Here is a 22,924-nt window from a genome sequence, read left to right as displayed (position 1 = left end):
GGCGCGGGTTTCGTGCACTGTGGACACGAGAAGTGCGCACAACGACTTCCACCGGCCGGTTTTCCCCGGCCGACGGTGTTCTGTCCTGTGTGGATCTGTCCTGTGTGGTCAGGCGGCGAGCACACCGGCGCGGCGGCCGAGGTGCACGTAGTGGTCCCAGAGCTTGCCGGGGCGGTGCCCGCCGCGGTCGTAGCTCTCGGCGACCTGCACGATTTCTTCGGGCGTGAGCGGCAGCGGCGTGCCGAGCTGGCGCGCGATGAGGAGCGTGCGGGCGTTCTCCTCGAGGTCGAGGCAGTCCATCAGCAGTTCCTGGATGCGGTTCGCGACCACGACCGTGCCGTGCGAGCGCAGCAGGCACGCGCCGGCGTCGCCGAGGGTTTTCGCCACGGCGTCGCCCTGCTCGCGCGAGCGGATGTGCGTGGGGTCGGGGTGCACGGCCAGGCCGTCGGGGAACTTGTACGCGAAGTGGCGCATCGGCAGGAACGGGTGGTCGACCATGGTGAAGGTGGTCGACAGCGTGGGGTGGCCGTGGCAGATGAAGTCCACTTCGGGCCGCGCGCGGTAGACACCGGTGTGGATGGCCGTCTCGGCCGGCGGCGGGAGCTCGCCCTCGACGAGGTTGCCGTCCAGGTCCACGACCAGCAGGTCTTCGGGTCGCAGCGCGGCGCGGCTCGCGTCGCGCGGCTGGATGAAGATGCGGTCGTCGGTGCCCGGCACCCGTGCGGAGAGGTGGCCGCTGTAGTCGAGGACACCCTTGAACACGAGCAAGCTGGTGCAGGTGACGAGATCGGCCCGTACTCGGTCGGCGTCGGTGTCGGCCTGGGAATCGATCATGAAAGCCCTTCCTCTCGGATTGGCGATTGGATCCAGGATAAAGGAAACACTTTCACAGCGGAAGTATCTCCAGGTCGCGAACCGGCCACGGAGTTGCGACCGGCGTGCGGGGTGGGGCTGTTGTTGCGGGAAGGTTAGGCCTCCGCGCCGCCCGGCGCCATCATCTGAGGTAACGCTTCCGATTTTCCCGATCAGGTCGCGACGCGACAGTCGGCAACATCGGAAAGTGCCTCGAGAGCACATTCGCGGCCATCAGGACCACGCACGGTGACCGGCGCGGGCCCGATGGCCGCGAAATGACCTTTGTGGACAGTGAAGCTCAGGTCGTGCGCGTGAACTCGCCGATCAGCCGGGCCAGCTCGGCCGGCCGGTCGAGCGGCAGCAGGGTGTAGCTGTCGTCCACTTCGGACAGTTGTGCCTTCGGCAGCAGCTCGGCCAGCCGTCGCCCGTGTTCCGGTGGCATCACGCGGTCCTCGCTCGCCCACACCACCAGCGCGGGCCGGTCGAACTCCGGCAGGTGTGCCGCGGCTTCGACGAGGATCCCGGGTTCGGCCGCCGCGGCCCGCAGCACGCGGACGGTGTCGCGACGGATCCCGGGCTCTGTCAGCAGGGGCCGCAGCCACCGGACCACAGCCACATCGCCGCGCTTCGTCAGCCACCCGAACGCGATCGGCAAGCGACGCAGGGCTTTCAGCCGCATCTGCTGCATGAAGACCCCGAACAACCCCGGTGACAACCGGCCCGTGAGGAACAGTGTCTTCCCCGTCAGCCCCGGCGGGAAGTTGTCGAACGCGTCGCACGACGCGAGCACCACCCGCCGCACCCGGCCGGCGTCCCCGGCCATCAGCAGTTGCACGAGCGCCCCACCGGTGTCCACGCCGACCAGCGTCACTTCACGAAGATCCAAGCGTGCCAAGAACTCCCCCGCCAGCCGCGCGAGCGCCGGCATCGACAGCTCGGCGTCGGGCCGCATCGCCTTCCGGTGCGCCCCGAGCGGCAACGTCGGCGCGACACACCGGAACTCCCCTGCGAGATCCGCGATCGTCTCGGCCCACAGCGACGAGTCCATCAGCAACCCGTGCAGGAACACCAGAACCTGCCCGTCGCCGCCCGTGTCCTCGTACTCGATCGTCCCCGCGGACAGCTCGATCTCGTTCATTCGCCCGCCTCCCCCGCGGACGGACGGCCGTACTCCCCGAACCGTGCTCGCCGACACCCCATGCGGACCTCCCGGTCGTTCGCCCCACCAGAAGTGAACCATGTGGTTCGCAAACGCGTCCAGTCCCGCCGCCCCGGGAAGACACCCGAGCGGCTCAGTCCCCCGCGGCTTCCTCCCGTTCCAGCGCCCGCTCCAGCGCCGCGAAACCCGCGTCGGCGCCGCCGGGATCGTCGCTGGTCAGGCGGTGCACGACGAACCCGCGCAGCGTCGCCAGCACGAGCTCGGCCACCTCCCGTTTGCGCAGCTCGGGCCACGGCTGGGGGCAGAACGACACCAGCAGGTCCAGGTACTGCCGCGTCGAGCCGCGGCCGAGGTCGGCGTAGCGCTCGGGGTCGTACATGGTGAGCCCGACGGCCTGGTCGAGCACGCGGCGCAGACCCGGCTCCTCGTCACGCAGCGTCTGCCACGCCACGCGCACGCGGCCGGCGAGCGTGTGCTGCTTCGCGCCGTCGGCCATGGCCGCGAGCGCGTTGCCGATCCGGCGGTCGCGCAACGCGAACACGGCCTGCGCGAGCAGGTCCTCGGCGCCGGCGAAGTGGTACAGCAGCACCTTGTGCGTGGTGCCGGCCGCGCGCGCCGCGCGCCGGAGGGAGAAGTCGACGAGGCCGTTTACGGCGAGGTCGTCCGTCACACGCGCCAGCAGCTCGCGCCGCCGCGCCTCCCCGCGCGGCGACCCCGCCGACCGCCGATAGCCCGTCCGTTCCGCCGAATCGTCGTCCACCCCGACAGCTTCCCCGATGCCCGTGTGGCGCGCAGCGACCGGCCTCTTACTTGGCGAACGCGGTCAGGAACCGGTCCCGGAAGGTGTCCATGCGCCACACCGGCGCATTGGCCGCCGGGCGCATGCCGTCGGTCCAGTTCCACGACGACACCCGGTTCAGCACCGCCGGGTCCTTCGCCACGATGGTGATCGGCACCTGGTGCGTCACCCCGGCCGGCGTGACCACGGGCGGCTGGTGGTCGCCCAGGAACACCAGCACAGTGTTGTCGTTGCCGTAGGTCTGCAGGTAGGACGTCAGCGTCGAGAGCGTGTACTGGATCGCCTTGCCGTAGGCGTCGCGGATCTGGTTCGGGTCCTTCCACACCTGCTCCGGGTCCTCGCCCATCGCCGGCTGCGGGTCGAAGATCGAGCCGTCGCCGACCTTGTTCCAGTCCACAAGCGACGGACGCGGTGACCACGGCGCGTGGCTGGAGACGAAGTCGACCTCGGCCATCACGGGTTTGCGGTTCTGCGCGGCGAGTTCGGTGCGCTGCAGGAAGGACAGCGTGTACTGGTCGGGCATCGTGGCGTACGCGTAGCCCGGGCCTTGGTAGCCGACAGTGTGGAAGTCGTAGTACTGCTGGAACCCGTAGTACTTGCCTTCCGGCCACGGCATCGTGTGGGCCGGCACGTCCTGCACCGTCTTCCAGCCCGCCTTGCCGAACGCACGCGTCAGCGAAAGCCGGTTGCTCGCCAGGAGGTCGTTGTAGCGCTGCTGGTTGTCCACCCACGTTCCCGATTGGACGGTCGAGTGCGCGAGCCAGCTGCCGCCGCCGAAGGTCGACGAGTCCAGGAACCCGCTCTTCGCCGCGAACCCGGCTGTCTGCAGGCTCTTCGTCTCCTGGTCGAGCTGGGCGTCGATGGCCGGGGCGATGTCGGAGCCCTCGATCGCGAAGCGGCCGTAACTCTCCACAAAGGTCAGCAGCACGTCCTTGCCCTTCAACCCCTGCAACAACTGGTCGCCCGGAGTGCTGGCGAAGGGGTCGTCGGCCAGCTGCGCCGCGAAGTCCTGCTTGTCGTGCAGGTCGGTCCCGACCTGCCGGATGTCGTCGAAGGCGAGCGCCGCCGCGCTGCGCGACGCGATCGGCTGCCCGGGCGCGAGCTGCACCCCGAACACCGCCGCCACGATCCACACGACCCCGAGCACCGCCACCACGCGCGTCGACGCCGTGCGCCGCCCGGCCGCCAGGCGCGTGAGCCGCATCGCGGCGAGCGTCGTGAACACGACCACCGCCAGGATCAGCAGCACCACGCCCACCGCGGCGGCGATCGCCCCGGCGCCGCCGACCTCACCACGCAGGAAGTCGAGCCCCGCGCTCACGAAGCTCCAGTCGAAGATCGGGTCGAACGGGCGCGAGAGCACCTCGTTGAACCCCATGTCCACGAGCTTCAGCACCGTCAGCACGCCGAGCACCGCGCCGACCACGCCGGCCAGCACGCGCCGCCACCGCGGCGGCAGCACCAGCGCGAGCGCCGTGACGACCAGCGCCTCCACCGGAATCCGGACGAACGCCGCGGGCGAGAGCTCCACCAGGTTGTTCGGCGCCACCAACGCGAACAACACGAGCAGGCACGCCAGCACCGTCAGCACCACAGCCGTCACGCGCCGCGCCCGACCGCGCTCCGGCGGCGCGGGGTCCGGTTCCTCCACTCCGGACTGCTCGCGGTCGTCGGTGCGCGTGAAGAGTGACACGGGGTTCCTTTCCGCCCGAAACCGGCACGGCGGCCGGTGCTCCTCTTCGTTACACGGACGGAAACGCCGAGCGGTTCAGCGGGTTGCCCCGGATCACACCGAAGTGAGCCCCTCCCGGCACCGCAGCCCCGGCACCAACACGTGGACCACCGACACCCGGCCGGTGTGGTGCTCGCGGAGGTAGGCCGTCAGTTCCCGCGCGGCGAGGCTGTCCAGGAGCTCGGCCAGCAGCTCCGGCGCCGTGCCGGAGAGGTTGTTCTCCCGGAACGGCACGAATTCCGCGGCCTCGGCCAGGGCCGGGTACCGGGCGGCCGGGGTCGCGGCGCGGCGGCGCAGCAGGCCGGTCAACGCGTCGGTCAGAGCGCACCGCCGGCTGAACGACACGCCGGCGCCCCACGCCGCGCGGTCGCCGGCCAGGTAGGCGGGCACGCCGAGCTGGGGCGTGAGGTCGGCGACGCGCACGGGCCCGCCCGCGGCGAGCGACGCGGAGGCGAGCAGCGCGGCCAGGTCCGGGGGCAGGCCGGCCGGGTCGAGCAGCGCCGGGCGGGCACCGGCGAGCATCGACTCGTGGGCGTTGTGGTCGAGCAGGCCGATCAGCGCGCGCACGGTCGCCTCGGCGCTGGTCGTCGCGGCGCCCCACGAAGCGGCGGCCGGCCGGGTCCCGAGGGCGTCGTAGCCCACGACGTCGCCCACGGAGTGGCGCAGCAGCAGGTGCCCGGCCCGGCCGTAGTCGGTGATCGCGAGCACGGCCGGCACGGCGGCGACCGGGCCGAGGCCGGTCGGCATCAGCCGCCGGTACGCGAGCGTGCCCACGGGCAGGTCGGTGTAGCGGGCCAGGGAGCACACGGTCTCGTCGGCGGCCAGTGGGCCCGTCGCCAGCTCCGGCGCCGGCACCGCGCGCACGTCGGCCGGGCGCAGCCAGGCGGCGCCGCCGAAGCGGCGGGTCAGCGCGTCGAGCACGGCGTCGCGTTCCGCGGTGGCACCCGCGCCATAGCCCGGCCCGGCCGAGAGCGCCACGCCGTCGCGCAGCAGGTCGCAGCGCCACACGGCGGCGATCCCGCCAGCCACCGGAGTCAGCTTCGCGGTCAGCCCCAGGTCGGCCACCTCGGCCAAAACGTCGTCCATCTTGTTCGCACCAGCTCGTCGTCCGGGGTCCTGAGAAGGACCCACCTGCCCCCTGCCCGCATCAAACTCGATCACCGCCGGGGAGTCGAGCACTTTCCCGCACGCGTGACCGAACGGCCACCGCCGCGGGGTGCTCTGCGCGGCCACTGAACGACGACTGAACGCGCCCGGAGTAGTTGATCAGTCCATTCGCGCATGCTGGCAGCATGAACCAGACCCTGCGGACCGGAACCGTGCGTACCCTGCTCTCGGTCTCCGACGCGCTCACGCGCGCGTGCCTCGAAAGCTACTTCGACGGGAAGCCCGAAGTAGCCGTGGTCGACCGCACCCGCCCGATGGGCGCCGAGGTCTCGCTCGTGGTCACCGACCGGTTCACGCCGCGCACGCGCGACATCCTGGAACGGGTCGCCGCGACGCTCGACATCCCGTCCGTGCTGGTCATCGGCCGGCTCGACGACCTGCCGATCACCGACCTCGCCCAGCACCGCGTGGTCACGATCCTGGACAAGACGACCAGCCGCAGCGAGGCCGTCACGCAGGCCGTGATCGACGCGGCCGGCGCGCACCCGGCGGACCCGGTCGAGCGGCTGAGCACGCAAGTGCGTCGGCTGACGCACGCGGCGGCCCGGCAGAACCGCCTCGACCGCCGCGAGACCGACATCCTGCGCTTCCTCGCCGACGGTCTCTCGGCCGGCGAAGTGGCCAACCAGCTGGGTTACAGCGAGCGCACGGTGAAGAACATCATCAGCAAGATGACCGTCCGGCTGGAGCTTCGCAACCGCGCCCACGCCGTGGCCTACGCGATCCGCGAAGGCCTGATCTGACCGCTCACGCGCTCGGCGGCGACACCACGCGGGAGACCGGGTCGCCGAGGCGCAGCCGCACGTCGTCGGCGGCGGGCATGCCGAACGCGTCGAGCACGTGGAGCGCCTCGCGCCACGCCTTCTCCGCGCCTTCCGGGTCACCCGCAGCGCTGAGCGCGTCGCCGAGCGCCACGAGGGAGTCGGACTCGTCGGAGCGGTTCCCGAGCTCGCGGTAGTAGGTCACGGCGCGGCGCCACGCGTCGATCGCCTGGTCGAGGTGCCCGAGCGAGCCGTACGCGGTGGCCAGGGTGCTCCAGCAGTTGCCTTCGCCGTTGCGGTCGCCGATGTCCTCGTAGAGCTTCATCGCGCGCAGGATCAGCGGCACGGCCTCGGCGTTGCCGCCCATCTCGCTGAGGCAGCGGCCGATGCCCTCGAGCCCGATGGCCTCGCCCTTCACGTTGCCGCTGGCCCGGTACAGCTCGAACGCGCGCTCGTGGTGCTCCAGCGCCGCGTTGAACCGGCCCAGCTTCGCGAACACCGTGCCGAAGTTGCTGTGCACGTAGGCCTGGTCGGCCGCCAAACCCAGCTGTTCGAACAGCTCCGCGGTGCGGTTGAGGTGCTCCAGCGCTTCGTCGTAGCGCTCGACGAAGTGGTAGGCGCCCGCGAGACTGCGGTGCACGTTGGCCTGCGCCACCAGGTCTCCGGTGCCGACGGCGACGCGCAACGCCAGCTCCGCCTGCGTGACCCAGTCGTGGTAGAGCGCGCTGCGCTGGTAGTACGGCTGCAGGCTCAGCACCAGCTTCCACACGTTCCCGGCCAGGCGCGGCACCCCGGCGATCTGCCGGATCAGCAGTGTCAGCGCGGGCAGCTCGGCCTCGAACCACTCCATCGCCTCGCCGTAGCCCCGCGCGAGGTCGGCGGTCACGCCCGGCTCGAGCACGGGCGGCTCGATCGGAAGCTGGTGCGGGTTCAGCGCGAGGTACGCGCCGTGGGTGCTGCACAGGTAGTGGTTCACCAGCCGCGCGAGGGCGTCGGCCTGTTCATCGGCCGGGTCGGTCTGCTCGCGCAGCTCCATCGCGTACGAGCGCACGAGGTCGTGGGCGAGGTAACGCCCCGGGCGGTGCTCGCTGAGGTAGCGGATCCGGGTGAGCTCTTCAAGCAGGTCCTGCGCCTGCAGCAGGGGCACCCCGGCGAGGCTCGCGGCCGCCGCGGTCGAGAAGTCGGCGCCGCGGTGCAGCGAAAGCAAGCGGAACAGCCGCGCCGCACCGGGTTCGAGCACGCGGTAGGACCAGGAGAACACCGTGCGCACGTCGCCCGCGCTGTCGCCGCGAAACGCCTCGAGCGTCCCTTGGGTGGCGCGCAGCTTCGCGGTGATGTCGGCGAGCGAGAACTGCGGGTGCGTCCGGGCGCGCGCGGCGACGATCGCCAACGCGAGCGGCAGCCGGCCGCACAGCTCGATGATCTCCTCCACGGCCTCGGGTTCGGCCGCCACCTTCTCCTCGCCGAGCCGGCGCACGAGCGTCTCGCGTGCTTCCGACGACGAGAGCGTGTCGAGCGTCAGCACGTCGGCGTCCTCGGTGGCGACCAGGGCGCTGAGGCGGTTGCGGCTGGTCACGATCACGGCCGAGCCGGCGCTGCCCGGCAGCAGCGGCCGGACCTGCTCGGAGTCGCGGACGTTGTCGAGCACCACCAGCATCTGACGCCCGGCGAGCAGGCTGCGGTAGAGGCCGCTGCGCGCGTCGAGACCCGAGGGCGCCTGCGTGGCCTCGATGCCGAGCACGTCGAGGAACCCGCGCAGCGCGTCGGCCGGGTCGACGGTGGCACCCGTGGGGTCGAAACCGCGCATGTTGACGTAGAGCTGCCCGTCGGGGAAGCGCTCGGCGACCTGGTGCGCGAGGTGGATGGCCAGCGAGGTCTTTCCGGTGCCGGCCAGCCCGTCGATCACCGCGACGGTGACGCGCCGTCGCTCGGCGGCGCAGTCGAACAACCCGGCGAGCCGGGTGAGCTGGTCGCGGCGGCCGGTGAACGTCGGCAGGTCCGGCGGCAGCTGCGCCGGGCGCACCACGGGCCGGGCCTGCGGCGCGCGGACCGCGGGCACTTCCTCGGCCTGCTGCACCAGTACGTCGTGCTGCATGCGCGTGAGCTCTGCGCCGGGCTCGACGCCGAGCTCGTCGACCAGCCGCTTGCGGATCTCGCGGTACACCTCGAGCGCCGCGGCCCGGCGCCCGACCGAGTCGAGCGCGAGCATGAGCCGGGCGTGCACGGTCTCGTTGAAGGGATCGGCTTTCACGGCCCGCTCCAGGTGCAGCAGCAACGGCTGCAACGGGCGCCCGGCCGCATGGGCGACGTCGGCGGCCTCCACGACCGTGGCCAGGCCCTCCTGGTCGATGCCGGCCAGCAGCGCGCGGGCGCGCCCGGGCATCATCAGCCCGGCCGCGCACGGGCCGCGCCACAGCGCGAGGGCGGCGTTGAACTCGGCGAGCGCGTCGTCGGCGTTCTCCGCGCGGCGCGCCCGCTGCACGCGGGCGCGGAACTCGACGAGGTCGGAGGAGACGGCGTCGACCTGCAGGCCGTAGCCGCCGGGGTGGCGCACGAGCCAGTGACCGGGCGAACGCGCGGGCAGGTCGGGCTCGACGAGCCGGCGAAGGGCGCCGACGTAGCGCTGGATCACGTTCACGGCGCTGGCCGGCGGCTGGTCGTCCCACAGCAGGCCCACGAGCTCGTCGACCCCGGTCGGCTGGCCGGCGCGCGCGAGCAGCACCGCCAGCAGCAAGTTCTGCGCCGGCGACCCGATCGCGAGCTCGTGGCCACCACGCCAGGCGCGCAGCGGTCCCAGCAGCTCGAACCGGACGCCGACGGGGGCACCGGGTTCGCTCACCGGTTCCTCCCTCGCTCACCGGTTGCGGGCACGTCTCCTGTTGAGCGTAGCGCCCGCAACGGCGCGGGTCCGCGAGAGCGCCCTGCCGGCAGGACAGCAGTCCCGTAGGTAGGACGTGGGATGATCACGGCCAGGTCACCGCCGGGCAAACAGTTCTCCTTGGTACAAAAGCGATTGTGCGTGCGGTTGTACGGCGTGTGTACGACCGCGCCGGAGCCTGGGAGCACTTTCGGCAGCCGCCCCGCGATCGCGGGGACGGCCCCCAGGACGGAGACCGACAGTGAATCTGAGACGTGTCGCACGAGGACTGCTCACGGCAGTGGCCGGGGCGACGGCGTTCGCCGCGGCGGCCGTGGTGCCGGGCGCGACCCCCGCCGCGTCGGCCGACGCGGCCAGCACGGTGGTGTACCAGGCCGGCACCGGCGGCTACTCGTGCTTCCGCATCCCCGCCATCGTCAAGGCGAACAACGGCGACCTGCTCGCTTTCGCCGAGGGCCGCAAGAACAGCTGCGCCGACACCGGCGACATCGACCTGGTCATGAAGCGCCAGGCCAAGGGCAGCTCCACGTGGGGCCCGCTGCAGATCGTGATCCAGGGCTTCGGCGACGTGAAGGGAAACCCCACGCCCGTCGTCGTGCCGCCGACCGCGGACGAGCCCAACGGCCGCGTGGTGCTGCTCTCGGTGATGCAGTGCGTCGCCCCGCACGCCGCTTGCGGACGCGTTCCGCGCGTGAGCATCAGCAAGGACAACGGCTCCACGTGGGCCGCGCCCCAGGTGCTCACCACGCAGCTCGGCTTCACGGCGGCGCCGGGCTGGCTCGCGACCGGGCCGTCGCACGCTTCGGTGCTCACCCGCGGTGCCCACAAGGGGCGCCTCGTCGCGGGCATGAGCTACCAGGTCAACGGCTCCGCGCCCGACACCGGCTCGATCATCTACAGCGACGACCGCGGCGCGACCTGGCACCGCGGCGCCACCGACGCGAGCACGAACAACAGCACCCTCAACCCTCAGGAGATCAGCCTCACCGAGCTGCCCGACGGGAAGATCTACGCCTCGGCGCGCAACAACGCGGGCACGATGTGCTCCACCATCGAGCGCGCGTACGCGATCAGCTCCGACGGCGGGCAGACGTTCAGCCAGAAGTTCGTGACCGAGCCTGGCCTGGCGAAGACGCCCGACGTGCAGGGGTCCACGGTCGCGATGAGCGCCACGGACATCGGCGGCGCGTACACCCGGCTGATCTTCGCCGGCCCCTCGGTGTGCGACCACCGCCACGCGCTGCGCATCCGCTCGTCGTTCGACGAGGGCGGCAGCTGGCAGGGTGACACCGACGGGTTCCTGGTGTGGAGCCAGGACGCGGCGTACTCCGACCTCGTCTCGCTCGGCACCGGCTCGGCCGGGGTCCTGTTCGAGGGCGGCCCGCAGCGCAACTCCAGCGCGGCGATCCGCTGGGCGAAGTTCACCGACGCGGACCTGGGCGCGCCCGCGTGCGGCTCGGGCTACGGCGTGATCGACCAGGGCTCGCTCGGCACCGCGGGGACGGTATACCTGTCCTACAACGCGGCCACCGGCAAGAACTGCGTGAGCACGATGAAGAACTCCGGCGCGGGCACGCCGTCGCAGACCACCGCCTACCTGCAGGTGCAGGGCGGGACGAAGCAGACGGACTCCGGATCGTTCTCCTGGTTCGCCGGCCCGGTCACGGCTTCGGCGGCCGACAAGTGCGTGACGTGGGGCGGCTCGGTCGGCACCGTGAAGTTCGACGCGCCACTGGGGCACTGCGGCTGACTTCGCGTGCCGCTGCTTCAGCGGCGCCACCGAAAAAGGGGCTGAGGGTGGTCATGGCGACCACCCTCAGCCCCTTGTCTTGCTCGGTGTCAGCGCTCTTCGCGGAAGTCCACGTGCTCGCGGACGACCGGGTCGTACTTGCGCAGGACCATCCGGTCCGGGTCGTTGCGGCGGTTCTTGGTCACCACGTACGTGTAGCCCGTGCCGGCGGTGGAACGCAGCTTGATCACCGGGCGCAAAACGCTCTTCGCCATCGGTTCTCACCCCTTCCTGCTCGTGGCGGCCGCCGGGTTCCTCCGGCTTCCGCAGCAGATGTAACAGTAGGAGGGCACGGAAAAGTCCCGGCGGGCAGTGGCCGGGGTCACGCCGTCGGGCGACCGTCCACTTCGGACGGGTGGGCTGGGGTTGTGTTCGGGATGCCGTCCTCGCGGGGCGGCTTGCGTTGGGGGAGCACCCCGAAGCTTGGTTGCGTTGTCGGCCGGCGGTTGGCGAGGTGCGGCGCATGGCTTGGGTGGGCGACGAGTTGGTTCGGCGGCCGGCGGCCGGGCGGGCCAAAGCGCCCCAATGTGGCGTTCGGTGCGCTCAACGCACCCAATGTGGCGTTCGGTGCGTTGAGCGCAACCAATGCCGCATTGGGGGCGCGAGCGGCGGGGTGGCGGGCACGGAGGAGTGCGGTGGTGAAGGCGGTGGAGCTGGGCGGGGTCGCGGTGGCGGGCGAGCCGGTGAACGTGCTGTATTCGCCGGGGGTGCCGGCGTGGTTCGGAGCGCCGTTCGTGGTGTGAGGTGTTAGTGGGTGCAGGCGGCGCAGGCCTGTGCCGCGGGTTCGACCGGGGCCCGTGGCCGCCGGGGCTGGGGTACGGCGGCCGCCCGGCACGGCTGGCACGAGCCGACGGCCGGCCCGGGTTCGACGATGGCCTGTTTCAGCGGGGCGATGGGCACGGGCCGCACGCGCGGCAGGACCTCGGCGACCGCGCGCAACTCCTCCGCGAACCGCGCCTGCGTGCGCAGGGCGCGCGCTGTGCGCAGGGCGGGGCGGCGGCGCAGCACGAGCAGCGCCGCCGCGAGCGGCCCGCCTGCCAACGGCAGACCGGCGACCACCGTCGCGAACAGTTCCATCACCGACCCCAGAGGTGCGCGGACACCGGCACCGTGACCGCTCGGCTCGGCGGTCCGTCCCCCGTGCTTCGCGGGGTAGTCGATGCTAGCGCCGGTTGCCACTTGGCCAACAGGATCACCACCCGGTCGTGGTGGCGTCCGCCTCGTGAACGTCACTTGACATGGTGAGGGAGATTCGTCACGCCCGTGTCGCCATTGCCCGGTCGACCACCAAGCCGTGGTACGAACGACCCTTTTCGCACGGTGCTCCATCTTCTACAGAAGCGCGCAGACGGGACCGAAAAGAGAAGTGTGTCTGTCCTACCTTGGGGGAGGTCGTGCTAACGTCCGCGCCAGCGCGGATGCACGTGCAGATTCCCGAGCTGGCAACGGAAGGCGGGACGATGAACCACCACCGAGCGGCCCGGCCACCCTGTGACGTCGAATCCGGCCTGCGCGCCCTCATCGCCCGCGGCTACCAGTTCGTGCACCCGAGCGACGCCACCGGCGCCGTTCTCGCGGTCGTCGGCGTCCGCGTCCACGGCGACGTCGTGGACGTCGTCCGCCTCGACGCCGAGGACGACGCCACCGCCACCCGCATGCCGGCGGACGAGGAAAACGTTTTCACGCCGAGCACCTGGCTGTGGCGCACGAGCGGCCCCGCCACCCGCGTGCTGGCCGACCTCCTCGCCCTCCCGGACGAAACCACCCCCGCCGCCGCGCGCGGCTGCTGGGTCCCGGGCCGCCCGGGCACGGCGAAGTGGCTCGCCGCAAGCTGACCCGGCTCACCAGCGCCTCGCAAGCGCGCCCGCGGGTTTGCCGCGCCCGCCGGCGAAGTCGCCAGGTGACTCGCCGCGAACCGTCCCAGCGCCTCGCCGCGTGCCCGGCGGTGGAGCGGCTGCCCGCGGACCGACCGCAGCTGCCCACTCCCCCAGATCTCACTTGATCACAACCCCGCCAGCACCTCCGCCTCTTCGGCCGCCGACAGGCCCGAGCGCCGGTCGCGGTCCAGGCCCAGCTCGCGTTCGCGCGCCAGGGCGCCCGCGACGGCGTCGGCGAGGGGGCGGACGTCCAAGCCCGCCGCCAGTGACGGGGCCGGGTCGTGGGAGGCGAGGCCGGCGTAGGTGGGTGGGAGCCACAGCGGCAGGGAGCGTGGACCGGACCACGGGGCGACGCCGGCGGATTCCAGCTGGGTATCCGTGGCGGGCACGAACTCGACGTCGGTCCCGACCGCCGCGGCGATGTCCGCGAGCAGCTTGCCCAGGTCGGCCGCGGGGCCGATCCCGTCGAAGGTGCCGCCCAGCCCGGTCTCGAACGCGGTGACGATCCAGGCCGCGAGGTCGCGCACGTCGATGTACTGCGCGAGCCGGTCGGAGGCGGGCACGAGCACGCGCCCGCCGCGGGCGAAGCGGCCGGGCCAGTAGCCGAAGCGGTCGCTGCCGTCGCCGGGGCCGGTGATCAGGCCGGGCCGCACCACGAAGGCGCGCTCCCCCAGCGCGGCGCGCACGGCGTTCTCGCTGGCCACCTTGATGCCGCCGTACAGCCCGGTGCCGCCTTCCGCGGTCAGGTCGTCGCGGGTCGCGTGGCGCGGCAGCGGGTCCACGAGCGGGCCGGTCGCCGGGGTCTGGCCGGGCGTCGCCTCGTCGGTGTAGACGTTGATCGTCGAGACGAACGTCCAGTGCGCCACGCGGTCCGCCAGGGCCGCCAGCGCCCGCTGTACCCACGGGAACGACATCGGCGCCACGTCCACCACGGCGTCGAAATCGCGCAGCGAAGCCAATCCGTCCGGATCGTCCCGGTCCACCTTGATCAGCCGCGCGCCGCCGGGCACCGTCCCCGACTCGCCGCGCGCCGCGCACACGACCTCGTGGCCCCGTCGCAGCGCCTCCACCGCGACGGCCCGTCCGACGAACACCGTCCCACCCAGCACGAGAAGTCTCATGCCCTCACCCTGGCGCGCCCGCCCCGGCGCCACCACCGGTCTCGCGGAGGGCGAACGCACGCCTCAGCCCAGCACCCGCTCCGCCGCCAGCACGAGCGCGACGGCGAGCGAGATCGTCCCGCGGCGGGCCCGCCGGGACAGGTGGAGACGGATCATGCGCGCCACCCTGCCCATCCGGCCCGCGCGCCGGAAGCGGCGGAGGTACTGGTCCCTCCGATCGATCACGGCAGTACCGGTGATCGCGAGTCCGGAGTAGAACGGCAGGGGTGATCACCGAAATCGCGATCGTCGACGTGAAACCGGGCGCCGGCGACGAATTCGCCGCCGCGTACGCGAAAGCCCACGAGCTGCTCGCGACCACGCCCGGTTGCCGCAGTGCGCGGATGATGCGCAGTGAAGAGAGCCCGGACCGCTTCGTCGGCGTCGTCGAGTGGGAGTCGAAGCAGCACCACCTCGAGCACTTCCGGGGCACCGACCGCTACGCGGCGTACGGCGCGCTGCTCGGGCCCTACCTCGCCGCGCAGCCGCGGGTGGAGCACTTCGAGGCCGTCTGACGGCTCAGGCACTGCGGCGGGACCGGACACCGGCCGCCCGCGCGATCATCCCCGCCAGGTCGGCGACCGGGGCCGGGTCGTCGGGGAGCTGGCCCACGGCGACGCGGATGTGCGGCGCGCCGGAGCGGCCGGTGAAACACCGGCTGCCCGCGCCGACGGAGACGCCGTGCGCGGCCAGCGTGACCAAGGTGCGGGTCTCTTCGGGCACCGGCACCCACAGCGTCAGCCCGTCGCCGACGGCCACGTCGAGGCCGTGGTCGCGCAGCGCCTCGGCGAGCACCGCCCGGCGACCGGCGTAGCGCCGGCGCGCGCGGTGGACCAGCGCGTCCGTGGCGGTGTCGGTGAGCAGGAACGCCTGCGCGTCCTGCAGCACCCGGCTGGACCACGCGGTGCCGAACGCCCGGTGCGCGCGCACCCGCTCCACGAGCGCGGCCGAGCCGCCGAGCACGCAGCTGCGCAGCTCGGTGCCGAAGGCCGTGCAATAAGACCGCACCAGCAGCACCTGCCCGGGCAGGTGCGTGCCCAGGCTCGCTCCCGCCGAGGCGGCGAGCGGGCCGAAGTCGTCGGCCTCGATCACGGCGGTGTCGGTACGCGCGAGCACGGCGGCGAGCTCGGCGACGCGAGCGGCGGACACGGTGTGGCCCAGCGGGTTCTGCGCGCGCGGCTGGTAGACGAACGCGACGGGCCGGTGCGCCAGCGCGGCTTCGAGCGCGTCGGCACGCGGGCCGGCTTCGTCGCAGCGCACCGGAACCACGTGGATGCGCGCCGCGCGCAGGTGCCGCAGCAGCCACGGCGCGGTCGGTTCCTCGACCGCGACCACGTCGCCGGGCCGGGCCACCGCCCGGCACGCCAACGCCACACCTTCCTGACCACCGGCGGCGACTGTCCACGCCTCCGCCGCGAACGGCCACTCCGGCTTCACCGCCGCCCGCAGCCGGGAGCTGATCGGTTCCTTCACCGCCGGCCGCTCCGACCGCACCCCGGCGGCCACCGCGTCCTCCAGCGGCGGCAGCAGCGCGGGATCGGGTGAGCCGTGCTCCAGATCCACCGACTGCCAGCCCGGGAACATCCGCGCGGGCGGGAGCCCGGCGGGCGGCGCCAGCACGGTCGTGCCGCGCCGGCGGCCGGTGCCGATCAGCCCGGCCGCGCGCAGCTGCGCCCACGCCTCCGCGATCGTCGTGGGACTCACCGACAGCTCGGCGGCGAGCGCGCGCACGGTCGGCAGCCGCGTGCCGGGCAATACCTCACCGTCGCGGATGAGGCCCGACACGGCGCCCGCGATGCCGCGCGCCGTGCGTTCGCCGATCCGCACGGCGAGCCAGCCGAGCCCGACCGGCGCCGTCGTCGCGAGTTCGCCCGAGGCCACGCACCGGCTCCCCTCATTCGGTGAGAAATCGATCTGTCGGGCTCAAAAGCTAGGCCGCTCGCACCCCGCCGCAAAGCGGTTTCACATCCTGGTCGGCCCCGGCAAAGGCGGTACAAAACCGCGGCTTCGCCCACCTGTGCGCATATTCCTTCGGTGACCGAATGAACTCGGCGGAACCGGTTCCGCCGATACGACCACCGGATCAGACCACTGGTACGTCCACACCGGACCGGGCCCAAAAGTGTTTGCGAGATCGCCCGGCCGGGTACTCCGAAACCATCGGTCCCCATTACGGAACAGCTGGAGAATCCATGATCGTGCTCGGAGTCATCCTGCTCGTCGTCGGTTTCATCACCGGCATCTCGATCCTGTGGACGATCGGCATCGTCCTGCTGGTCATCGGTGCGGTCCTGGCCATCCTGGGCGGAACCGGCCGCAGGGTCGGTGGCCGCGCGCACTGGTACTGAGCCACTTGGCCACCGGGACGCTTGTTTGAACCGCCGGAAAACGGGTAACCATCCGTCCTTCGCGAAAGGAGCGGTCGTGAACGACAAAATGCAGAACAAGGCCGATGAATTGAAGGGCCGCGCCAAAGAAGCGCTCGGAAACGCCACCGGAAACGAGCAGTGGCAGGCCGAAGGCAAGGCGGACCAGGCCAAGGGTGCCCTCAAGCAGGCCGGCGAGAAGGTCAAGGACGCGGTCGACGGACTGAAGAACAAAGACTGACACGCGGGTGAACGAGCGCCGCCGGGTCCCGCCCGGCGGCGCTCGCGCGTCCCGGGATGTGAAGCGCCCCAACGGAAATCGCCCCCGAACGAGTGAGATCGCGGTCTCACAAAACGAAGGATTGAACCAAAGAGTGAGAGGGTAGCCGTGGGACGCCGCCCGTGCCGACCGGCGCGGCCACGATCGCGGTGTGGCTGACCGCCCGACCAGGGAGAATCGCCATGACGACCTCACTCACCCCCGAGATCACCGAAAAGGCGCCCGCGAAACTCGCCGGACGCTCCGAATTCCCGCGTGCGGCACCGGCTCCGGCCGCGCCCGCACCGGACGCAGGCGCGCCGGGCGCCACCGCGCCGGACCTCACCGGCGTGCACACGACCGCCCCGGACACGAATACCGACAACGGGGAATCCGGCTCCCAGCTCCACCGCCTCGCGGCCATGGCTTCGCTGCAGGAGTGGATCCGGCGCAGCAGCCCCGTTCTCATGCACGAAGCCGTTCTCGCCGGTGAAAGCCCTGCCGAGGTCGCCGCGGCCGCGCGGCTGTCGGTCGCCCAAGCGCACCTCACCTGGAACACGTGGGCTACCCGCCGGCTGGCCTCCCCCACGCCCGGCGACGCCCTTCCGCTGCGCCAGTACCTGCGCGTGCACACCGCCTTCGCCAGGGCGCTGAACGACGCCTGATCATTCGGTCACCGAACCGGTCGGCGGCCCAGAGAGGGCCCGGCACTGCACCGAACGGGGTACGGCCGGGCGCGACGGACGCCGGCTTGGCATTATTTGCGCATGGCTGAGTCCGGTGCCCCCGGCGACGACGCGGGCCGGGTGGAAACCACGGGCGGCGCCGTCGCGCTGAGTGAGGACGACGGCGCCACGGTGCTGGCCGTGAGCGGCGCCCTCGACCTCGCGCTCGCCCCCAAGCTGCGCCGGCTCGTGGACCGCGCCGCGCGCACGGGGGCGCCGGTGCTCGTGATCGACCTCAGCGCGGTCGACTTCCTGGCTTCGGCGGGGATGGCGGTGCTCGTGTGGGCCCACCGGCAGGCCGAACCCGCCGACGTGCGCGTGGTCGCGAGCAGCCGGCTCACGCTGCGGCCGCTGGAGCTGACCCGCCTGACCGACGAGCTCGCCGTGTTCCCGTCGATGCCCGCCGCGCTGGCGGGCGCATGACCACCGCCGACGGCCTCGGGCCCGTGGCCGCGGCCGTGCGCAAGGCGTTCGTCGACGCCGAGGGCCGGCCCGTGGCCGTGCGGATCCGCCGGCTCGACGCCGCGGACTACCGGGGCCGGGGCCGGATCGTGGTCCCCGACGCCGCGACCGTGGCCCAGCTCGTCCCGGCTCAACGCGTGACGGGCGCCGTGGTCGTCACCGACGAGGACGCCACCGTGCTGCTGCACACCGACGCTCCCGAAGGCGCCCGCCTCGCACCGACCGCGGCCGGGGTCGACGCCGCGACGGCCGAGCTCACCGGCACCGTCAGCCGGCTGCGCGCCGAGGCCGGCGTCGTCGACGCCCTGCACTCCATCGGCCGCCGGCTCACCGCCCAGCTCGACCTCGACGTCGTGGTCCAGGAAGCGACCGACGCCGCCACCGGCGCGACGGGGGCCGCCTTCGGCGCGTTCTTCTACAACCTCGTCGACCAGTTCGGCGAGTCGTACACGCTCTACACCCTCTCCGGCGTGCCGCGTGAAGCGTTCTCCCGCTTCCCCATGCCTCGCAACACCGCCGTGTTCGGCCCGACGTTCGACGGCACCGGCACCGTCCGCAGCGCGGACATCACGGCCGACCCGCGGTTCGGCCACGACGCGCCCTACCACGGCATGCCCGAAGGGCACCTGCCCGTGCGCAGCCATCTCGCCGTATCGGTCGTCAGCCCCACCAGCGGCGAGGTGCTCGGCGGGTTCTTCTTCGGACACCCCGAAACCGGCCGGTTCACCGAGCGCCACGAGTACCTCGCCGAAGGCATCGCGGGGTACGCCGCCATCGCGTTGGACAACGCCCGCCTCTTCGATCGCGAGCGCACCCTCGCCGCCGAGCTCTCGCGCAGCATGGTGCCCGCCGCGCCGCGGATCCCGGGCCTCGACCTCGTCACGCGCTACCTGCCGGCCGCCACCGGCAGCAAGGTCGGCGGCGACTGGTTCGACGTACTCCGCCTGGGCTCGGGCGCCACCGCGTTCGTGATCGGCGACGTGGTCGGCCACGGTGTCACCGCCGCCACCGTGATGGGCCAGGTCCGCACCGCGATCCGCTCGTACGCGCTGCTGGAGCTGCCGCCGTCGGAGGTCCTGCGCAACGTCTCGCAGCTCACCGGCCGGTTCGCCGAGCCGAGTTTCGTGACTTGTTTCTACGCCGTGCACGAGCCCGCGGACCACTCGCTGACGTACGCGAACGCCGGGCACCTGCCCGCCGTGCTCGTCCACGCCGACGGCACACCCCAGCAGATCGGCGAGGCGCTGGCCCAGCCGCTCGGCGTCGGCGCGGAGTTCCCGCAGGAGCAGGTGGCTTTCCCGCCCGGCACCGACCTCGTGCTCTACACCGACGGTCTGGTCGAGAGCCGCACCCGCGACCTCACCGTCGGCATCGCCGCACTGCTCGCCGCGCTCGGTGGCCTGCATGACGGCCTGCACGACGGCCTGCATGACGGCTCCGACGCGGAAACCGCGTGGGACCACCTGATCCACGACCTCACCGGCGGCAGCCACGACGACGACATCGCCCTGATCCACGTGCGCCGCCGCGACGGAGGTGCGGTGTGACGGGGCGCGCGACCGAGGATCGCCTGACGCCGGAGTTCCGCCGCCGCGTCACCGCCGCGCCGGAGCCGCTGATCGGCCTGCGCCGTGCCCTCGCCGGCTGGGTCGCGGGGCTCGGCATGAGCACCACGCAGCAGGAAGACGTGGTGATGGCGAGCTACGAGGCCATGGCCAACTCCGCCGAACACGCCTACGAGGGCCGGGAAACCGGCGTCCTCGACGTCCTCGCGACCTGCGTGGGCAAAACCGTCACCGTGATCGTCACCGACTACGGCCGCTGGCTGCCGCCCCGCTCGACCAACGGCCTGCGCGGCCGCGGCCTGCCGTTGATGCGGGGCCTGGCGCACGAAAGCGAGTGCCTGCAGCGCCCGGACGGCACCACGGTGACGCTCAGCTGGCGGCTCGAAACGGCCGGGTAGCGGGCCGCAGGATGCGGTTCGCCGACCAGGCGAGCAGCAGGAGCTCGGCCACGGAGAAGCCCAGCAGCGCCATCGGGCTCGACACCCACACCAGCGCCAGCCCGACGGCGAGCACCGGCACGACGAGGCCCGCGTAGGCCGCGAGGAACAGCGCCGCCAGCACCTGCCCGCGCGAGCGCGGACCGGCCAGCGTGGCCACGGTGGTCACCGACGCGCGGAATCCGAGCCCCATGCCCGTGCCGGCCAGCAGGCTGCCGGCGAAGAACAGCCACAGCGAAGGCAGCAGCGCGGCGACCGGCAGCACCACCAGTCCCACGGCCATCAGCGTGAAGCCGAGCCGCAGCTGGCGCGCGAGAGTGAGCCGTGCGAAGACGATCTGCCCGAGCGCGGCGGCGACCAGCAGTGACGCCGCCGCGATCCCGGCGAGCAGCCGGCCGCTTTGGTGCAGGCCCTGGGCGAGCAGCGTCGGCGCCAGGGCCGCGAACAGTCCCGTGATCGCGAACGAGGCGAACACCGCGATGGCCGCGCCGAAGAACGTCGGCTTCGTGTCGGCCGGCAGCGAAAGCCGCTGCGGCCGGTACGCGGGCGGCTCGTCCCACGGCTCGACGGTCTCGGGCACCAGCGCCACGGCGACCGCGGCCGCGAGCAGCACCACCAGGAACACCGCGAACGGCGTGGTGAGCGGGCTCGTCGCGTATTTCGCGAAGAACCCGCCGACGAGCGGGCCGAGGCCGAGCCCGCCGAGGTTCACCACGCTCGCGATCAGCGCGGCGCGGCCGGCGTGTTCACCGGGCCGCGCGACGGCGCGCAGCTCCGACAGGTGCGCGGTGGCCGTGGCGGTGAGCGCCCCGATGCCGGCGCCGCTGATCAGCCGGGCCAGCAGGAGCACCGGCACCTCCTGCGACGACAGGAACAACGCGGCCGCCAACGCTTCGGCGAGGGTGGCGGCGACGATCACGCGGCGCCGGCCGAGCCAGTCGCTCACGTGGCCGGCGAGGTAGAGGCTCGTCATCACGCCCACCGCGTAGGCGACGAAGACGAGGGTGACCACGAACGTCGGGAACCCGTCCTGGCGCTGGTAAATCGCGTACAGCGGCGTCGGCACGGTGGAGAACGCGAGCGACGCGGCGAACGCGAGGGCGATCACGCGGAAGCCCCAGTCATGGGTGAGCCTCGGGCGGACTGTGCGTGCGGTGACGGGCGAAACGGTGTGGAGCATGGCTGCCTTCCCCGGAAGATCCTTGTGCCTTCAACCATCCGCTCGGCGACTCATTCCGTCCAACGAAAAGTCCTGTCGACAGTTATCGCTCAATGCGATAATTCACGCCGTGGAGACCCGTCAGCTCGAGTACTTCGTGGCCGTGGCCGAGGAGCTCAGCTTCACGCGCGCGGCCCAGCGGTTGTTCGCCGTCCAGTCCACGGTGTCGGCCACGATCCGCACGCTGGAGACGGAGCTGGGTACGACGTTGTTCGACCGCTCGACGCGCAGGGTCGCGCTGTCGGCCTCGGGCGCGTTGTTCCTGCCGGAGGCGAAGGCCGCGCTCGACGCCGTGGAGCGCGCCCGCGAGGTGGTGCAGGAGGCCTCGGCCGGCCTGCGTGGGAGCCTGCGGGTGGGCACGCTCACCAGCGTCGGCGCCCTCGACCTGCCCGCGCTGCTCGGCACGTTCCACGACCGGCACCCGCTGGTCGACTTGCACCTCACGGTGTCGGTGACGGGCTCGACCGGCCTGGCCGAGGACGTGCGCCACGGCCGGCTCGACCTCGCGCTGCTCGGCCTGCCCGAGAGCGAGCTGCCGGGCCTGACCGTGCGCACGATCGTCACGGTCCCCTACTTCGCCGTGCTCCCGGCCGCGCACCCGCTCGCCGGCCGGCCGTCGATCTCGTTGCGGGACCTGGCCGGCGAGCGGTTCGTGGACGCGCCGCGCGGCTTCGGCAACCGCATCGCCATCGACCGGGCCTGCGAGTCACTCGGCGTTGCGCGCCGGATCCCCGTGGAGGTCGCCGACCTCCGCGTGATGCCCCTGTACGTGGCCGCTGGGCTGGGCGTCGCCGTGGTCCCGGACCTCGTCCCGCTGACCGCGCCCGGCACCGCCGTGGTGCCGCTGGACGACGCCGGGCTCACGTGGCCGCTCTCGGTCGTGAGCCACGGTGAAAAGGTGCCCGGCCGGGCGCTGCGGACCCTGCTCGATCTGCTGGTGGAGACCGAGTTCTTACAGAAGTCGGACGGGGGCGCAATCGGCCGTCCGAGGGAATAGAAAGCGCCCGTACGGTGTCTGTATAGCTGTACGTTCAGGTGCGTTTCACCTGGTTCCCCAGCCCGAGCCGAGAGGCCGCGAAGGGAGAGCTGTGTCCCAGCAGACCCAGTACAACAAGAACCCGGAAGCCGTGTCCCGGCTGACCCCGGAGCAGTACCGCGTGACCCAGCAGGACGGGACCGAGCGGGCGTTCGCGAACGAATACTGGGACAACCACGAGCCCGGCATCTACGTGGACGTCGTGTCCGGCGAGCCGCTGTTCGCGTCGGTCGACAAGTATGAGAGCCACTCCGGGTGGCCGAGCTTCACCAAGCCGATCCAGAAGACGACGAACGTCGTCGAGCGCAACGACTTCAGCCACGGCATGATCCGGGCGGAGGTCCGTTCGCTGCACGGTGACAGCCACCTCGGCCACGTCTTCGACGACGGCCCGATCGACCAGGGCGGCCTGCGCTACTGCATCAACTCCGCGTCGTTGAAGTTCATCCACCTCGACGACCTGGAGCAAGAGGGGTATGGAGACTTCCGTGCCCTCTTCACCGACAACACCGACAAGTAGGGAGACGACGTGACGACCGAAAAGGCGATCCTCGCCGGCGGATGTTTCTGGGGCATGGAGGAGCTGTTCCGCCACCAGCCCGGCGTCGTGTCCACGCGCGTCGGCTACAGCGGCGGCGACACCCCCAACGCCACCTACCGCAACCACGGCACCCACGC

At 72.2% G+C, this 22,924-nt stretch carries 24 protein-coding genes; 13 read left to right on the top strand and 11 right to left on the bottom strand.

The features are described from left to right. Window positions 1–108 precede the first annotated feature (108 nt). The 5 genes from ABZU76_RS48745 to ABZU76_RS48725 all read right to left on the bottom strand — a co-directional run bounded on the left by ABZU76_RS48745 (window position 109) and on the right by ABZU76_RS48725 (window position 5,631). On the bottom strand, window positions 109–834 hold the full coding sequence (locus ABZU76_RS48745; protein ID WP_220239245.1) for a class II aldolase/adducin family protein: 726 nt from the start codon (window positions 832–834) through the stop codon (window positions 109–111). Window positions 835–1,153: 319 nt separating this feature from the next. Then, window positions 1,154–1,993, bottom strand: coding sequence for an alpha/beta hydrolase (locus ABZU76_RS48740; protein ID WP_354884464.1), 840 nt, complete (start codon window positions 1,991–1,993; stop codon window positions 1,154–1,156). Window positions 1,994–2,147: 154 nt separating this feature from the next. Further along, window positions 2,148–2,774, bottom strand: coding sequence for a TetR/AcrR family transcriptional regulator (locus ABZU76_RS48735; RefSeq protein ID WP_354884461.1), 627 nt, complete (start codon window positions 2,772–2,774; stop codon window positions 2,148–2,150). A 46-nt stretch (window positions 2,775–2,820) separates the two neighbouring features. Further along, window positions 2,821–4,506, bottom strand: coding sequence for a sulfatase-like hydrolase/transferase (locus tag ABZU76_RS48730; RefSeq protein WP_354884458.1), 1,686 nt, complete (start codon window positions 4,504–4,506; stop codon window positions 2,821–2,823). A 93-nt stretch (window positions 4,507–4,599) separates the two neighbouring features. Continuing rightward, window positions 4,600–5,631: a hypothetical protein gene (locus ABZU76_RS48725; RefSeq protein ID WP_354884455.1), complete on the bottom strand. Its 1,032-nt coding sequence runs from the start codon at window positions 5,629–5,631 to the stop codon at window positions 4,600–4,602. A 206-nt stretch (window positions 5,632–5,837) separates the two neighbouring features. Between ABZU76_RS48725 and ABZU76_RS48720 the strand changes: the two genes are divergently transcribed. Further along, window positions 5,838–6,455, top strand: coding sequence for a LuxR C-terminal-related transcriptional regulator (locus ABZU76_RS48720; protein WP_354884452.1), 618 nt, complete (start codon window positions 5,838–5,840; stop codon window positions 6,453–6,455). A 4-nt stretch (window positions 6,456–6,459) separates the two neighbouring features. On the opposite strand, the gene ABZU76_RS48715 is transcribed toward ABZU76_RS48720, so the two are convergent. Beyond that, a complete protein-coding gene (locus ABZU76_RS48715) occupies window positions 6,460–9,312 on the bottom strand; it encodes a BTAD domain-containing putative transcriptional regulator (protein WP_354884450.1) in 2,853 nt (950 codons plus the stop codon). A 280-nt stretch (window positions 9,313–9,592) separates the two neighbouring features. Here ABZU76_RS48715 and ABZU76_RS48710 point away from each other — a divergent pair, with 280 nt between their 5' ends. Continuing rightward, window positions 9,593–11,101: a sialidase family protein gene (locus ABZU76_RS48710; RefSeq protein WP_354884447.1), complete on the top strand. Its 1,509-nt coding sequence runs from the start codon at window positions 9,593–9,595 to the stop codon at window positions 11,099–11,101. Window positions 11,102–11,190: 89 nt separating this feature from the next. Here the strand turns inward: ABZU76_RS48710 and rpmG are convergent, their stop codons facing one another. Together rpmG and ABZU76_RS48700 are read right to left on the bottom strand one after the other, a co-directional pair. Next, window positions 11,191–11,355, bottom strand: a complete 165-nt coding sequence (gene rpmG, locus ABZU76_RS48705; RefSeq protein WP_220239238.1) for a 50S ribosomal protein L33 — start codon at window positions 11,353–11,355, stop codon at window positions 11,191–11,193. A 532-nt stretch (window positions 11,356–11,887) separates the two neighbouring features. After that, the gene (locus tag ABZU76_RS48700; protein ID WP_354884444.1) at window positions 11,888–12,319 is read right to left on the bottom strand and encodes a hypothetical protein; all 432 of its coding nucleotides are present in this window, start codon (window positions 12,317–12,319) and stop codon (window positions 11,888–11,890) included. Between the two features lie 281 nt (window positions 12,320–12,600). Between ABZU76_RS48700 and ABZU76_RS48695 the strand changes: the two genes are divergently transcribed. After that, window positions 12,601–12,975, top strand: a complete 375-nt coding sequence (locus ABZU76_RS48695) for a hypothetical protein (RefSeq protein WP_354884441.1) — start codon at window positions 12,601–12,603, stop codon at window positions 12,973–12,975. Window positions 12,976–13,142: 167 nt separating this feature from the next. Here the strand turns inward: ABZU76_RS48695 and ABZU76_RS48690 are convergent, their stop codons facing one another. After that, on the bottom strand, window positions 13,143–14,138 hold the full coding sequence (locus tag ABZU76_RS48690) for an NAD-dependent epimerase/dehydratase family protein (protein WP_354884438.1): 996 nt from the start codon (window positions 14,136–14,138) through the stop codon (window positions 13,143–13,145). Window positions 14,139–14,404: 266 nt separating this feature from the next. Here ABZU76_RS48690 and ABZU76_RS48685 point away from each other — a divergent pair, with 266 nt between their 5' ends. After that, a complete protein-coding gene (locus ABZU76_RS48685) occupies window positions 14,405–14,692 on the top strand; it encodes an antibiotic biosynthesis monooxygenase (protein WP_220239232.1) in 288 nt (95 codons plus the stop codon). 4 nt (window positions 14,693–14,696) lie between these two features. Here the strand turns inward: ABZU76_RS48685 and ABZU76_RS48680 are convergent, their stop codons facing one another. After that, entirely contained in the window at window positions 14,697–16,058 is a 1,362-nt protein-coding gene (locus tag ABZU76_RS48680; RefSeq protein WP_354884435.1) for a PLP-dependent aminotransferase family protein, read from the bottom strand. 311 nt (window positions 16,059–16,369) lie between these two features. Between ABZU76_RS48680 and ABZU76_RS48675 the strand changes: the two genes are divergently transcribed. The 6 genes from ABZU76_RS48675 (at window position 16,370) to ABZU76_RS48650 (ending at window position 19,952) form a co-directional block, all read left to right on the top strand. Then, the gene (locus ABZU76_RS48675) at window positions 16,370–16,525 is read left to right on the top strand and encodes a DUF6131 family protein (protein ID WP_220239230.1); all 156 of its coding nucleotides are present in this window, start codon (window positions 16,370–16,372) and stop codon (window positions 16,523–16,525) included. Window positions 16,526–16,601: 76 nt separating this feature from the next. Next, window positions 16,602–16,784 carry a CsbD family protein gene (locus tag ABZU76_RS48670; protein ID WP_354884432.1) on the top strand — a complete coding sequence of 61 codons (183 nt, stop codon included), beginning with the start codon at window positions 16,602–16,604 and terminating at the stop codon, window positions 16,782–16,784. Between the two features lie 221 nt (window positions 16,785–17,005). Then, window positions 17,006–17,467, top strand: coding sequence for a hypothetical protein (locus ABZU76_RS48665; RefSeq protein ID WP_354884429.1), 462 nt, complete (start codon window positions 17,006–17,008; stop codon window positions 17,465–17,467). 102 nt (window positions 17,468–17,569) lie between these two features. Beyond that, a complete protein-coding gene (locus ABZU76_RS48660) occupies window positions 17,570–17,950 on the top strand; it encodes an STAS domain-containing protein (RefSeq protein ID WP_354884426.1) in 381 nt (126 codons plus the stop codon). Beyond that, window positions 17,947–19,536, top strand: coding sequence for a GAF domain-containing SpoIIE family protein phosphatase (locus tag ABZU76_RS48655; RefSeq protein ID WP_354884423.1), 1,590 nt, complete (start codon window positions 17,947–17,949; stop codon window positions 19,534–19,536). The genes ABZU76_RS48660 and ABZU76_RS48655 overlap by 4 nt, the downstream gene beginning before the upstream one ends. Further along, window positions 19,533–19,952 carry an ATP-binding protein gene (locus ABZU76_RS48650; RefSeq protein WP_354884420.1) on the top strand — a complete coding sequence of 140 codons (420 nt, stop codon included), beginning with the start codon at window positions 19,533–19,535 and terminating at the stop codon, window positions 19,950–19,952. Before ABZU76_RS48655 ends, ABZU76_RS48650 begins: the two co-directional genes overlap by 4 nt. On the opposite strand, the gene ABZU76_RS48645 is transcribed toward ABZU76_RS48650, so the two are convergent. After that, entirely contained in the window at window positions 19,924–21,171 is a 1,248-nt protein-coding gene (locus tag ABZU76_RS48645) for an MFS transporter (RefSeq protein ID WP_354884417.1), read from the bottom strand. The genes ABZU76_RS48650 and ABZU76_RS48645 overlap by 29 nt on opposite strands. Before the next feature lie 109 nt (window positions 21,172–21,280). On the opposite strand from ABZU76_RS48645, the gene ABZU76_RS48640 reads away from it, so the two are divergent. From ABZU76_RS48640 to ABZU76_RS48630, 3 genes are all read left to right on the top strand, one after another. After that, window positions 21,281–22,207, top strand: a complete 927-nt coding sequence (locus tag ABZU76_RS48640; protein ID WP_354884414.1) for a LysR family transcriptional regulator — start codon at window positions 21,281–21,283, stop codon at window positions 22,205–22,207. 91 nt (window positions 22,208–22,298) lie between these two features. Next, complete coding sequence (gene msrB, locus ABZU76_RS48635) at window positions 22,299–22,766, top strand: peptide-methionine (R)-S-oxide reductase MsrB (RefSeq protein ID WP_354884411.1); 468 nt, start codon at window positions 22,299–22,301, stop codon at window positions 22,764–22,766. Window positions 22,767–22,775: 9 nt separating this feature from the next. Beyond that, window positions 22,776–22,924: peptide-methionine (S)-S-oxide reductase (locus ABZU76_RS48630; protein ID WP_354884504.1), on the top strand; the 149-nt coding region annotated here is incomplete at its 3' end.

It is taken from the genome of Amycolatopsis sp. NPDC005232 (genome assembly GCF_040607795.1).
Taxonomy (GTDB): domain Bacteria; phylum Actinomycetota; class Actinomycetes; order Mycobacteriales; family Pseudonocardiaceae; genus Amycolatopsis.
This window is presented reverse-complemented; position numbering and strand designations above follow the sequence as displayed.